General features: G+C 57.1%; 12 protein-coding genes. 10 read left to right on the top strand and 2 right to left on the bottom strand.

Features of this window, described 5'->3' with window-relative positions; genetic code table 11:
• Positions 1 to 19 precede the first annotated feature (19 nt).
• A complete protein-coding gene (locus tag RGCCGE502_RS30635; RefSeq protein WP_016558113.1) occupies positions 20 to 976 on the top strand; it encodes an NmrA/HSCARG family protein in 957 nt (318 codons plus the stop codon).
• Positions 977 to 1,413: 437 nt separating this feature from the next.
• Here the strand turns inward: RGCCGE502_RS30635 and RGCCGE502_RS30630 are convergent, their stop codons facing one another.
• Positions 1,414 to 2,181: a FadR/GntR family transcriptional regulator gene (locus RGCCGE502_RS30630; protein WP_016558111.1), complete on the bottom strand. Its 768-nt coding sequence runs from the start codon at positions 2,179 to 2,181 to the stop codon at positions 1,414 to 1,416.
• Between the two features lie 223 nt (positions 2,182 to 2,404).
• Between RGCCGE502_RS30630 and RGCCGE502_RS30625 the strand changes: the two genes are divergently transcribed.
• From RGCCGE502_RS30625 to RGCCGE502_RS30595, 7 genes are all read left to right on the top strand, one after another.
• Entirely contained in the window at positions 2,405 to 3,385 is a 981-nt protein-coding gene (locus RGCCGE502_RS30625; RefSeq protein ID WP_016558110.1) for a substrate-binding domain-containing protein, read from the top strand.
• Positions 3,386 to 3,456: 71 nt separating this feature from the next.
• On the top strand, positions 3,457 to 4,983 hold the full coding sequence (locus RGCCGE502_RS30620; protein ID WP_016558109.1) for a sugar ABC transporter ATP-binding protein: 1,527 nt from the start codon (positions 3,457 to 3,459) through the stop codon (positions 4,981 to 4,983).
• A 12-nt stretch (positions 4,984 to 4,995) separates the two neighbouring features.
• On the top strand, positions 4,996 to 6,000 hold the full coding sequence (locus RGCCGE502_RS30615; protein ID WP_016558108.1) for an ABC transporter permease: 1,005 nt from the start codon (positions 4,996 to 4,998) through the stop codon (positions 5,998 to 6,000).
• 3 nt (positions 6,001 to 6,003) lie between these two features.
• Complete coding sequence (locus RGCCGE502_RS30610; protein ID WP_016558107.1) at positions 6,004 to 6,894, top strand: aldose 1-epimerase; 891 nt, start codon at positions 6,004 to 6,006, stop codon at positions 6,892 to 6,894.
• 23 nt (positions 6,895 to 6,917) lie between these two features.
• Positions 6,918 to 8,540 (top strand): GMC family oxidoreductase, encoded by a 1,623-nt coding sequence (locus RGCCGE502_RS30605; protein WP_019280427.1) that lies wholly within the window; start codon positions 6,918 to 6,920, stop codon positions 8,538 to 8,540.
• Between the two features lie 14 nt (positions 8,541 to 8,554).
• Positions 8,555 to 9,703 carry a galactonate dehydratase gene (dgoD, locus tag RGCCGE502_RS30600; RefSeq protein ID WP_016558105.1) on the top strand — a complete coding sequence of 383 codons (1,149 nt, stop codon included), beginning with the start codon at positions 8,555 to 8,557 and terminating at the stop codon, positions 9,701 to 9,703.
• An 11-nt stretch (positions 9,704 to 9,714) separates the two neighbouring features.
• Positions 9,715 to 10,494 carry an SDR family oxidoreductase gene (locus tag RGCCGE502_RS30595; RefSeq protein ID WP_016558104.1) on the top strand — a complete coding sequence of 260 codons (780 nt, stop codon included), beginning with the start codon at positions 9,715 to 9,717 and terminating at the stop codon, positions 10,492 to 10,494.
• A 754-nt stretch (positions 10,495 to 11,248) separates the two neighbouring features.
• On the opposite strand, the gene RGCCGE502_RS30590 is transcribed toward RGCCGE502_RS30595, so the two are convergent.
• Positions 11,249 to 12,130: an alpha/beta fold hydrolase gene (locus tag RGCCGE502_RS30590; protein ID WP_016558103.1), complete on the bottom strand. Its 882-nt coding sequence runs from the start codon at positions 12,128 to 12,130 to the stop codon at positions 11,249 to 11,251.
• A gap of 434 nt (positions 12,131 to 12,564) precedes the next feature.
• Between RGCCGE502_RS30590 and RGCCGE502_RS30585 the strand changes: the two genes are divergently transcribed.
• Both RGCCGE502_RS30585 and RGCCGE502_RS30580 read left to right on the top strand, forming a co-directional pair.
• Positions 12,565 to 12,828, top strand: a complete 264-nt coding sequence (locus RGCCGE502_RS30585) for a hypothetical protein (RefSeq protein ID WP_244441827.1) — start codon at positions 12,565 to 12,567, stop codon at positions 12,826 to 12,828.
• A gap of 140 nt (positions 12,829 to 12,968) precedes the next feature.
• Positions 12,969 to 13,232 carry a DUF1488 family protein gene (locus tag RGCCGE502_RS30580; protein WP_016558101.1) on the top strand — a complete coding sequence of 88 codons (264 nt, stop codon included), beginning with the start codon at positions 12,969 to 12,971 and terminating at the stop codon, positions 13,230 to 13,232.
• Positions 13,233 to 13,624 lie beyond the last annotated feature (392 nt).

The raw sequence follows: 13,624 nt of genomic DNA, 5'->3' as shown, positions 1-13,624 counted from the left end.
AGCAGATCATGGAGATCGCATGTCATCCGAAAGAAAGCCTGTCATTGTCGTCGCAGGCAGCCTCAGCAAGCAGGGCCGTAGCGTTGCACAGTCATTATTGGGAAGTGGACGTTACCACGTCCGCGCCCTTACAAGCCGTATCGACTCGCCTGCGGCACTGAGGTTGGCCAAACAAGGTGCAGAACTCGTCGCCGTTCCGCTTATGATCAACCACAAGAAAGACTTCGTTAGAGCATTCCGGGGGGCTATGGGCGCGTTCCTGATGACGCCGGGGGTCGCTCCACCGGCAACCTACGAGTTCGACATCGGGAAGGATCTGGGAGACGCCGCCGTGGAGGCGGGCGTCAATCACGTGGTCTTCAGCACACTTGAGAACGTCGAGCATATCACCGCAGGCACGAAGTTCGCGCCGCATTTCACCGACAAATCGCGCGTAGATGCATATATCCGGGAGCTTCCCATTCAAAGCTCATTCATCGAGCTTGCATTCTTCTACACCAATCTTCTTGAATATTATACGCCGCGTAAGGAGGGGGACACGCTCGTGTTTCCCATTTATTTGCCCGAGCATTTTCGAGCGCCGTTTGTTGACCCGCTGTCGGCAACAGGACCCGCCGTTTTGGAAATCTTCGATCACCCCGACACCTATGTTGGGCAGACGCTTCCGATTATCGGCGACTTCATTTCACCGGCCGAGATGATCGCGACGTTCACACGCGTTACGGGCCGGAAGGCTGTCTATTCCTCCGCCTACAGGGCGTACGACTTGGTTCGGCACTTTCCGGACTTCGCCCAAAATCCCGACCTAGTTAGAGAGATTATCGGGATGGCGGAATATGCGGTGGAATACGGATACTTCCAGAATGATCGAGACCTAGAGTGGAGCCGGCGGATCGATCCCGCCAGTCCGAGCTGGGAGCAATTCGTGAGAAGAACGGCGTGGGACGGCGGCAAAAGAGCGTTCAGCTTCAACTAGTCGACGCGCGGAGGCGAGACGAGGTCGAGCTGAATAGGTCCGACTTCGTCAATCCTGAGATTGAGCCACGGGAGTCGACATAGGCTTTCAGGCGCGGCAAGGTGAGATGGATTTCAGATATCCGCCGAAGGCTCTTCCATAGCCGTGCGCACGTTCAAGCACGTCGCACATCCAACGTACAAAAATGGGTTTGCCGACTTTGACGGGTACGAGAAAGGACGACTGCTCTACATGGAATACGGCTTCCAGCCTCTCCCGACAGAGGCGATGCGGATGTTCATCTCAATCGCGACGAACAAAAAGATGTTCGACTAAACCCCTGCCGCTTATGGGGATCTCGAAGGGGCACATGCGATCAGGATTGGAATTGGTTGACACCACTGCTCACAAACGGAGGCTGCAAATGGCGACATTGATGAATGTCACACGAATGCTGCCTAAATTTTCTTGCTGTTCTTCAGGGCGTCGGCGATTTCCGCTCTTGCGACGCCAATCAGTATCTCCATCGCTTTTCTAGCGGCTGCGGGATCACGAATGCGAATGGCCTCCAAAACATCTCGATGCTTTTTAATGGCTTGTTCGTGAGATTGGCTCGCACGGTTTGTTAAGCGAAAGCTGGCGAGCAAGGCGGCTCGGATTGCGCTTGCAAACTGCCGGTAAACCCAATTTCCACTGGCATTGATAATCGCCGTATGAAATTCCAGGTCGGCCCGGCTCCACTCTTCATTGTCGCGCGCGTTGGCATCAACCATGTCTTCAAAAGCCTGCGCAATGCGAGCCAGTTGCTTCGCGGTCGCGTTCCTCGCTGCATGCTCGGCGGCAGCCGGTTCCAGCAATTGACGCGCATCGATCAAGGACGTGTAAAAAGATGCATCTCCGCCAAGGGAAAGCATCACGTCAAGAAGAAGAGGGTCCAGATAACTCCAATTCTCTCGGGGAAGGATCGTGGTCCCAGCGCGAGTTCGCGATCGCACCATTCCAATCGCTGAAAGATACTGCATGGCCTCGCGCAGACTGGTTCTGCTGACACCGAACTGATCGGTCAGCTCCGCTTCGTTGGGCAAGGTCGAGCCCTCCGGAAGTTCGCCGGAGACAATTTTCTCGACCATCTTCGACAAAAGAGCTTCACGCACCGACCGCTTCCCGCGTGATGCGATTTCTTTCCCGCCGTCTGTAAGTTTCCACTCGCTACGTGCGATTGTCACTAGCTATCTCCCCAGCTGCGCCTGCGGCTTACCCAAAATCCAATCAGAACAGAAGCCCCAACCTTCCGCAATTGCACACTCCACTTGTAGCAAAAATTGCAGCGATGTGCCACATCTTTGAAAAAATAAATCATATTTATATTGACAATAATACGACGCTGATTATTGTCCACTTGTCCGTCGGCTCTGACCTGGAGCCGTCGTCGGAGATAGGGAGGGAGCAATGAAGCTCATCGTACGCGCCGCGATCTTGGCGCTCACCACAATTGCTGGATCACACGTCACAACGGTTTTTGCCCAGGACAAGGACCTGAAGGTCGGCGCCATCTACATGGATGCCCAGGGCTTCTACGCCGGTGTTCGCAAAGGTATTCAAACCGGCGCAAGCGATGCCGGCCGCAAGCTCGATGTCGTTGAGACGAACGCGCAAGGCGATGCGAGCAAGGAATCGTCGTTCATCGATACCCTGATTTCGTCTGGCGTCCAGGCGATCATCGTCTCGCCGGTTTCGGCTGACGGCTCATCGCGAGCAATCCGCCGCGCCCATGACGCTGGGATCCCGGTTGTCTGCTACAACACATGCCTCAACGATGCCGACATGAAGGAGTATATCTCGGCGTATGCGGTCGGCGACCCCTATGATTTCGGGCACAAGTTGGGCGACGCAGCCGCGGATTACTTCATCGCCGAAAAGAATGAAGCTCCGAAGATCGCCGTCCTGAACTGCGAATTCGTCGAAGTATGCATCACCCGCCGCAAGGGCTTCGAAGAAGCTCTCAAGGCGAAGGTCGCCGGCGCTAAAATCGTCGCGAACCAGGAAGGCGCGACGCTCGACAAGGCTGTCTCGGTCGCAGCGACCATGCTGACGTCCAACCCCGATATTGACGCCTTCTTCGGTGAAGCCGGTGGTGCCACGCTCGGCGCAGCTCGTGCAGTCAAAAGCCAGGGCAAGACCGGAAAGATTGTCGTCTTCGGAGGAGACATGACGACAGAGATCGCCCAGGAACTGGCCGACTTCACGGTCATCAAGGCGGTGGTCGACATTTCCGGCCAGGGTCTTGGAAAGCTGGCGCTCGCCCAGGCCATCAAGTCGATCGACGGCCAGCCGCCGGAAGGCATCAAGGTCGCCTATGACATCGATCTCTACAAATCTTCCGAAGACGGGAAGGCATGGCTGAAGGCCCATGCAGACGGCATTCCGTGAGGTCGCCTCCCAAGTGACGAAAGCCGAGGCCGCCGGGCGACCGGCGGCATCTTTTCGAAGGTGGAAATCGAATGACACAGACATTAGGGAGGCCTGACCTTGCCTCGCCCCAGATCGCATCGATCGAGGGATGCACGCGTCAATATCCTGGCGTCCTCGCGCTCGACAATGCGACATTCGCAGTCGCGGCCGGGGAAGTGAGGGCGCTGCTGGGCAAGAACGGTGCGGGGAAGTCCACGCTCATCAGGCTTTTGACCGGGGCAGAGAGACCCGATAGCGGCACCGTTCGGATCGACGGCGAAGAGCTTCAGCACTCGGGATCCAGTCGCGCACAGGATGCCTTCGAAAAAGGCGTGCGGGTTGTCTACCAGGAACTCAGCCTCGTTCCGGGCATGACCCTTGCCGAAAATCTCTTTCTCGGGCGATGGCCGCGCAAGGGCGGCGTGATCCAATACGCCAATATGGAAGCGGAGGCGTCACAGGCCATGGGGCGGCTTGGGCTCGACCGGGCTCCCAACACCCTTGTTGCCAGTCTCAGTCCCGCCGAGCGACAGCTTCTGGAAATCGCGCGGGTCCTGCTTGGGAAACCGAAGCTCGTGATCCTTGACGAGCCAACAAGTTCGCTCGCGGCCGCCGAAGCCGAGAGGGTAATGGCAGCTGTCACCCGCATCGCCTCTGAAGGTATTGCAGTCGTCTATGTCAGCCACCGCATGAACGAAATCCGCCAGATCGCTCATTCGGCGACGATCATGCGGGATGGACGCATCATCGACACCGTCGACGTCAAGGGTGCCGATACCCGCGAGATAGTCCGTCTGATGCTGGGTGCCGAGGCATCGAAAGCGGCCGCACTTGACAATCGAAGCCAGAAGAACACCGTCCTCGAAGTCCGCGACCTGGCGCTGGCGCCAAAACTGAGTTCCGTATCCTTCCAGCTCAAGGCGGGGGAGGTGCTCGGCATCGCCGGCCTGCTCGGGTCAGGGCGCACTGAACTACTGCAGGCCATCATGGGTGTTCGTTCGCAGGATCGCGGCGAGGTGCTGGTTGACGGGGCGGCCGTTAAGTCAGGCCGATACAAGCAGATGATCGCCAAGGGATTTGGTTACACTCCTGAAAGCCGCAAGGAGGAGGGGATCGTTCCCCTTCTTGGTGTCGATGAGAATACCCTGTCGACAAATTTTGCGGGCGTCAGCCACTATCGAATCCTATCCGCCAGGATGATGCAGGATGCCACACGGAAGGTGGTCCAGCGCCTGCATATCAAGACAGCACAGACGGATACTCCGATCGGTACACTGTCAGGGGGCAATCAGCAGAAGGTCGTCATCGGGCGGTGGGTCTACGCAAACAGTCGCGTTCTCCTGCTCGACGAGCCCACGAGGGGTGTCGACGTCGAGGCCAAGGCTCAGATCTACGCGATCATCCGCCAGTTGGCCGCAGAAGGCCGAAGCATGATCTTCGTGTCGAGCGAGATCGAGGAACTTCCGCTCGTTTGCGACAGAGTGCTCGTCCTCAGGGATGGCACCCTTCAGGAAGAATTCAAATCACCAAACATCGATCAGGACGCCTTGATGGCAGCCTGCATCGCTGGACATTGAGGGAGGCACAAGATGTCACTCGACCAGACTGCAAAGTCAGCATCGACGCAACGATCCAGATCTCGATTCACGTTCTCACGGCACATGAACGAACTGAGTTTGTTTGTTGCAATCGCAGTGCTTTATGTCGTCTTCACGTCGACGGCCAACGGGTTCCTCTCCTTCAACAACCAGATCAACATTCTTCGCGATGCCGCAACCATCGGCATCGCGGCCTGGGCCGCCACGCTTATTATCATCGCAGGTGAGATCGATGTCAGCGTCGGCCCAATGGTGGCCTTCATCTCCGTCGTGCTTGCATTTTTTCTCCAATGGGGCATTCCCACGCCTCTCGCATTCGCGCTTGCGATCATCGTTGGCGCTTTGCTCGGCTCCATTCCCGGCGCTCTTCGTGCTTATTTTGACGTTCCGTCCTTCGTCGGAACCCTTGGTCTGTGGAGCGCGCTGCGTGGCACAGCGCTGTTCGTCACGGATGCCCTGCCGGTTTCCATCGGTCGCAATGATACGCTGGATGCTCTGGATCGTTCATTTCTTAACATTCCTCCTGCCGCCATTGTCATGCTGGTTTTCTTTGTGGTGTTCACCTTCGTCAGCCGAAAGACAGCGTTCGGACGCTCGGTCTTTGCGATCGGCGGCAACGCTCATGCGGCGCTACTGAGCGGCATAAATGTCTCGAAGATCCGCGTCGCGCTTTTCGCTATTGCCGGTGCGATGGCAGCGATCTCCGGCATCCTCCTGGTCTCTCGCCTTGGATCCGGCAATGCGACAGCGGCCACCGGCCTAGAATTCGACGTCATTGCGGCAGTTGTGGTGGGCGGCACTTCGTTGTCCGGTGGCCGCGGGTCGATGCTCGGCACGCTTCTCGGCGTGCTGGTCATTACGCTTATCGGCAATGGCCTGGTGCTCCTCGGCATCAATCCATTCTTCCAGCAGGTCGTGCGTGGTCTGATCATCGTGATTGCTGTGCTTGCCAACATTCAGGCAATCAAGCGTAGCATGTCCCGGAACAAGGGCTGAGTCATGACGGTCGCGGATCTCGAAGCAGGCCCATTGTCTGTGCGCGTCTCGACCAAAGGCGGGCTCGTGCTTGGCTTCTGGCGGGACGTCGGAATGGGAAGGACGGCGCTGCTGCGACAAAGCGCGTCTCAAGATGTCGATGCGCTCGGCTCGTCATGCTATCCACTCGTCCCTTTCGGCAATCGGGTGAAGGGAAACGCCTTCTCGTTTGGAGGGGCCGAATATCGACTGAGGCCAAATACCGACTGGGACAAACACTACCTTCACGGCGAGGGCTGGCAGAGTGACTGGTCAATCGTGGGGCAGACGCCGGCGTCGGTGGAGATGAGTTTCACGCACAGCGGTGGCAACACCCCGTATGTCTACAAGGCACACCAGCGCTTCGCACTCGATGAAGCAGGATTGACCATGACCCTGATGGTCGAGAACCGCGGCGAACACGCAATGCCGTTCGGGATAGGTTGGCATCCCTATTTCCCGATGACGCCGAACACGACGCTGCTGGCGTCAGCCCGCAAATTCTGGACGGAAGTCGAGGATTGGCTGCCGGGCAAGCAGACAGCGATCCCCGAGAACCTCGATTTCAGCTCTCCGGCGCCGCTTCCGCATCAGTGGGTCAATAACGGCTTCGAGGACTGGAGCGGGGAAGCGCTCATCACCTGGCCGGAGTGGAATACCTCGCTTCATTTGACGGCTGACGCCATTTTCAAGCACGCCTTTGTCTTTGTGTCCGATACGACCTTCGATCCGACCTTCAAGCGGGATTACTTCTGTTTCGAACCGATGACCCATCTGGCGAACGGACACAATATGTCTGGACTGGGGGACCTGACGGTCCTTGGATCGGGTCAGAGCATGTCGGGCGGCATCCACATGCGTGCCTCAAGCATTTGATTTTTTGAATACTGGAGTACTCAATGTCAGCGAATGGCCGTTACGACTACATAATTGTGGGTGGAGGAAGCTCCGCCTGCGTGGTCGCGGAAAAATTGGTGCGCGACGGCAAGGCGCGGGTTCTGCTGCTGGAGCGTGGACCCGCAAAGGCCAACCCTATCATGAGCTTCCCGGCCGGATACATGAAGTTCCTGGCCAAGGACACATATCTCGCCATGCATCAGACCAAGCCGCAGCCTCAGTTGGATGGCCGCGGTCCCATCGTTCCGCAAGGCAAGGTGCTCGGCGGTGGCAGTACCGTCAATGCAATGGTCTACATGCGTGGCCAGTCCGCGGATTTTGACCTGTGGAATAAACTGGTTACACCGGAAGGGTCCAATGACAACGCCTGGTCCTACGGTGATCTGCTTCCGTACTTCAAAACGCAGGAGGACAACGACCACCTTGCGGGCGAGTTCCACGGTGTCGGCGGGCCTTTGAAGATCTCGCACCTCGGTCATACAAGCCCGATGACCCGCACCTATGTGAAGACGCTGCAGGGAATGGGAATACCTTATAATCCTGACTTCAATGGCGCACGCCAGTTCGGCGTCGGCTTCATGCAACACACCATCGACTGGAAGACGAAACGACGGTCGAGTGCCGTCGACGCGTTTCTTGCTCCGGTCATGAACAATCCGCTTCTGACCATCGAGACAGGGGCGACTGTCACGTCTATCAGGATGGACGGCGATCGCGCCGCTGGTGTCGACTATGTGCGGAATGGGAACCGGGAGTCCGCGAGCGCGGGCGAGATTATTCTTGCTGCAGGAGCCTACCAGACGCCAAAGCTGCTGATGCTCTCCGGCATCGGTCCTGAAGACGAACTGAGGAAACATTACATCCAGAGAAAGGTGGTGCTTCCGGGCGTCGGCAAGAACCTGCAGGATCACTACGAGTGCCCCGTCGTGGCTACCACCAAGGGCTCCTTCGGCTATTACGGAACTGACAGAGGCTGGCCGATGATCAAGGCCGGCCTCCAGTATCTGATGTTCAAATCGGGCCCGGTGTCGACCACGGGCGTCGAGACCTGTGCTTTTTACGACCCGGATGGCAACAATGATCGCCCTTCCATTCAAATGTTCTGCGTGCCGACGGTCTATCTGGACCGCGACGTCATGGGGACCGAGCCGGGCGACGGGGTCACGATCAACTCGCTTTTGCTGCGTCCGAAGGCAAGGGGCTCAGTCACCTTGGCCTCCTCCGATCCGTTTGATAATCCAATCGTAGACACGCAAATCTTTGGGCACCCCGACGACCTGCGGCTGACAATGGCAGGCTTTCGATTTGCCCGAACGGTGTTGGATGCATCGCCGATGCGCGATCTGATCGACAGGGAAATCTTCCCCGGGGCAGAAGTGACCAGCGATGAAGCTGTTGCTGCACATTGCAAGCGCACGGTAAAAACCGGCTATCATCCTGTCGGAACCTGCAAGATGGGTAAGGACACCGACCAAGAAGCGGTGTTGGATACCAACCTTAGGGTTCGGGGCACACACGGTTTGCGCGTCGTGGACGCGGCCCTGATGCCGACGATCGTCAGCGGCAACACCAATGCCGCCGTCATGGCTGCAGCAGGCAAGGCTGCCTGCCTCATTCTCGCATAGATTGGGCACATTTCATGAAGATCACGAAGCTCACGACCTATATCGTTCCGCCTCGCTGGCTATTCCTGAAGATGGAGACCGACGAGGGCATCGTCGGCTGGGGTGAACCGGTGGTCGAAGGTCGGGCGCTGACCGTAGAGGCCGCCGTCCACGAACTCGAGGACTATCTGATTGGCAAAGACCCGTTCCTGATCGAGGACCTCTGGAACGTCATGTATCGTGGCGGATTCTATCGCGGCGGCGCCATCCACATGAGCGCGATATCGGGGATCGACCAGGCACTGTGGGACATCAAGGGCAAGGCACTCAACCAGCCGATCAACTCATTGCTCGGTGGTCAGGTGCGCAACAAGATCAAGGTTTATTCCTGGATCGGCGGTGACCGTCCCTCTGACGTTGCCAACAATGCCAAGGATGCTGTCGCCCGCGGTTTCAAGGCGATCAAGATGAATGGCGCCGAAGAGCTTCAAATCGTAGACACCCATGAAAAACTGGACGCGATCATTGCGAACATAGCGGCAGTTAGAGAGGCTGTAGGTCCGCATATTGGGATCGGCGCCGACTTTCACGGGCGCGTCCACCGGCCCATGGCCAAGGTTCTGGCCAAGGAACTGGAGCCCTATAAGCTTTTGTTCATCGAGGAGCCGGTCCTGTCGGAAAACCATGAAGCGTTGAAGGAAATCGCCAACCACACATCAACACCGATCGCACTTGGAGAGCGATTGTACTCCCGTTGGGATTTTAAGCGTATCCTGTCAGAGGGTTACGTGGACATCTTGCAGCCTGACCTTAGCCACGCGGGGGGTATTACAGAGTGTCGAAAGATCGCCACCATGGCAGAAGCCTATGACGTGGCACTGGCGCCGCATTGCCCGCTTGGTCCGATCGCATTGGCGGCTTGCCTGCAGATCGACGCCGTCAGCTACAACGCCTTCATCCAGGAACAAAGCCTGGGAATACACTACAACAAGGGCAATGATATCCTCGACTACATCTCCAACAAGGAGGTCTTTCACTATGCCGACGGCTTCGTCGACATTCCGCAGGGACCGGGGTTGGGTATCGAAGTGAACGAAGCTTACGTCATCGAACGCGCGAAAGAGGGCCATCGCTGGCGCAATCCGCTTTGGCGTCACGAAGATGGCAGCGTCGCTGAGTGGTAGAGGAGGCGAAAATGGCCAGCCGTCTCACAGGCAAGCGCATATTGATTACGGGAGCAGCCCAGGGGATTGGTCTCGCCATCACCAAGGCTGTGTTACGGGAAGGCGCAAGTGTCTATCTTATCGACCGCGATGAGGTCCTTCTTCGGCAGGAGGCTGAAAAACTGAGAGGGGAAGGGTATCGCGCTGGCTATGTGGGCGCCGATATCACTGATGCCAAGTCCATTGCGGCCGTTGTCGAAAAAGCTAAATCCGAGATCGGCCAGCTCAACGCCCTCATCAACAACGCGGGCGTCAACGTTTTCTCCGAGCCGCTGGAGACAACGGATGAAGAGTGGAACCGCTGCTTCGACGTTAACCTGAAGGGCGCCTGGAACTGTTGCAGGGCAGTGTTGCCCGACCTGATTGATCAGCGCGGCGGCGTCATCCTGAACATCGCATCGACGCACGCCTTCACGATCATACCGCACACATTTCCATATCCGCTCGCCAAGCACGCGCTGCTTGGCATGACCAAATCCCTGGGATTGGAATATGCACAAAAGAACGTCCGGGTGAATGCGCTCGCACCCGGCTACGTCGCGACCCAAAAGGTCATCGACTACTGGAACAGCTTTCCGGATCCAGTGGCAGCAGAGGCTCAGACAATGAAGCTGCATCCAGGTGGGCGTATTGCAACACCGGAGGAGATCGCGCTGGCCGCCGTGTTCATGATCTCCGACGAATGCCCGTTCATGAATGCGACCTGCCTAACAATCGATGGCGGTTTAGGCGTGCAGCAGCATCAGGTTTAGGTGCGTATTGTTAGTTTGAGATGAAAAACGCATTTCCGGTACAGAAAAAGGCCCGAAGGGCTCGATGCCAAGTTACCTGCCGTTTGGGGTCGGTAACCCCTCTTGTTATTTGACGACGATCGAAGGACTGGTGCTATGGATGGCCAGCCCGACTGTTGCAGTCAGATTGCAGAGCGGCGATGTAGCACAAGACAAAAAGCACCGTCCTCTGGATAATTGATCAGTCGATATACGTGGCGAGACTAGCAATATCGCCAAGAGAATTTGATTGTCGAAGTACAAGGCAAGACTACATTCTGTCCTTCCAAATTCATCCATCTCAATTCGTGATCTTAGGGGGCAAGACCATGCGTTATCTATCGATTGGAAGCTTGGCTTCGCTCGTTTTTTTTGGCCTCGCAAATGTTTCGGCTATCGCCGCCGAACAATGCGGGGACATATCTGCGTCATCGGCCCTGCCGGGTCATGTGCAACAATGCAGCGCGACTTCTAAGGTTAAAATCGTTGACAGTTTTCATGTAGCGGATGCCAGCGAGCAGAAAAGCTGCGTGTCGGAATGCGTGCAGGTATACACTATGTGCAAGACCAGCAGGGGCAGGGACTGTGGCCAGGAATACAGGACCTGTTCTTGGAAATGCTGAAATGTGCGCCCGCGGCGTCCAGTGCAGCAGGCTGTCTTTTTCCTCCTCTTTCAGAGGAGGTCTGCGGCGGCCTCGAGCATCCGTGCTATCGAATCTCCTATCGCCGACGGCAACTATCTGTTCCATGGTAGGAAGACCGCAAGCTCCCGTGCCACGGTTTCCGGGTCCTCTCGCTGCGGGAAGTGCCCGACATTCTGAAGGACAATCCTGCCGAAAGGCCCGGAGAACTTCCTATGGAGGTCTTCGGACAATTCGGGCGGGTTGACGCCGTCTTCAAGGCCTTGGAAGTATATCGTTGGAAGCGAGAGGGACTTCGTCTCCCTTATGCGGTCTTCAAGCCATCTGCTTGCCGGGTCAGGCTCGGCCTCGCCCCACCGAACCTGGTAGCTATGCAGGGTGACCGCCACCCAGTCTGGATTGTCGAAGGATTTCGCCACGGCATTGAAGGTCGTCTCGTCGAACCAACCGTCGGGGCTCCAGTTCTCCCACTGGATCCGCGCGAACCCGTGTGGATCTCTGCCAATGGCCTCCGCGCCACGCCCTGTCGCCATGAACCAGTGATACCAATACCGTTGCGCCTGCCGAAAGGACGGGGTCTTGAGCCCGCCCATGCGCGGCAACGAAGACAGCAGGGCCATTCGGTCGACACGGCTCGGCCATCCGATGGCCAGGGCTTCGGCGATGTTCGAACCCCAGTCGTGACCGACGACGGAAAATTGCTCGATGCCGAGACCGTCCATCAGGGCGATCGCGTCCATTGCGAGCACGGCGCCGTTGGCAGTGCGAAGCGCCTCGTCGTTACGGAACACAGTACCACCGAAACCGCGCAGGTATGGAGAGATGAGGCGCAGGTTGCGGTCACTGAGGTTCGACAAGACGGCGCTCCATGTGGAAGCATCGTCGGGCCATCCATGCAGGAGGAGAACCGGATGGCCATGCTGCGCGCCGGTCTCGGCGAACGTTATGTGCAGGTCATGGGTATCAAGGTGTGGCATGACGAGACTCCTTGTTCGATGACGCAACACGAAACGCCCGTTCCCGGTTCCATGAAACGGAACAGCTAGCAGCGACCTTCGTTGGTGATCTGGGCAGCATCGCCGCAATTCTCAAGGGCGCCCCATTATGCCCGCAGCGGCACGCTGATCTTCCCGGCCCGGCCGGAGAGGACGGTGGCCGGGGTTGTCACCTACACCATTGCTAGGGCACGATCCGCGTTGGCCTAACGGACGCGAGCTATGTCCCGGCCGCGAAAGTGCAGCAGCCTTTCGAGCCCACGCTTATAGGTTCAAAGTCCACGCTTATGTGCGATGCAGGACAGAGGGATCTCATTCGGCAGCAGTCATTGATAACTCAGCTGACGAGCTCATCTTAAGGGATAGGAGGTGCGCGTCATGGAGTGCAGCGATAAGACGGTTTGATGAAGTCCTCAGTGTTGGCGGTAGCTGAAAGGCGTGGCCTTATCGAACATCTTAGATCGGTGATTGCAAATCTTGCGTATGCGCTTGCGGCCGACGGACAGTTGGAACTCGTGCCGTTGATGCTGGAAATAAACGAAGTTCTCGGTGATTTGACGGATGAGATTTCTCAAGCAGATGCGGTTTACTCCGACGAGATTATCGCGGGCACGGTTCGTCTCATCAGGACATCCCACGCTTTGCTCGGTGACCAGGCCACCGCGCAGACCATCCATTGAGAATGAAATCCGCGACGCCGCAGCATGCCCCCTAACTGAACAGCCTTCGGCCGCGATAATGTCGCGCGCTTTTGCGAATCCTGCGCTCTGGATGTCAGTGGTTCGAAGGTCAACTCACACTCATTTTCAAGGATGACGAGATGGCGCTTAACTTTCCCAACAGAAGCCGCTCTTTCGATAGAGCGAGGAAGGGTGTCAGCTTCATCGGTTACGACGGCATGTTTGAAGTCAGATTCCTAATCGAAGCAGCAGCACTCGGAAACTCCGGCATGGCGAACACTTCGGAAGCGGCTTGCCTCGATGCCTTTGACGCCGCACGCGCTACAATCCAGGAAGCCGCCTGCAGAGCCTATGCCAGTCGACGCGGAAATAGTTTCACGCTCACCGCTCACGATATTCGCTGATCGTAAAAATGCGTAATCGCGCCTGACGCGGCTCCAGCGGATCTGAAGGAACTCGATCGCGCCTTTCCGCCGCCGACAGTGAGAAGCCCGCTCGGGTCGGTTCATGAAAGCTTGGCTACAATAACGTCGATCATTTCGATCTGAGGTGGGATGCGAAAAAGCTCTTCCGCGCGTCCTCAATACATCCGAGAAGGAGAATAGGCGGAAAAGATGCCGCCAAGCCTTGATAGCCGTCAGTATTGATGCAGCGTCTGTGGGCTTATTGACTGTTGAGAGTTGCCATTCGATCGTTGGGCTTGTCCCGGAACAGCTAATTCCCGATGGGCAACTCTCAAAAACTGAATGCCGATGAAATGGGGTCGTTGATGGAGGTCAATGCCTCAGCCGATCCC

This window comes from Rhizobium grahamii CCGE 502, assembly GCF_000298315.2.
In the GTDB taxonomy this organism is placed as follows: Bacteria; Pseudomonadota; Alphaproteobacteria; order Rhizobiales; family Rhizobiaceae; genus Rhizobium; species Rhizobium grahamii.
This window is presented reverse-complemented; position numbering and strand designations above follow the sequence as displayed.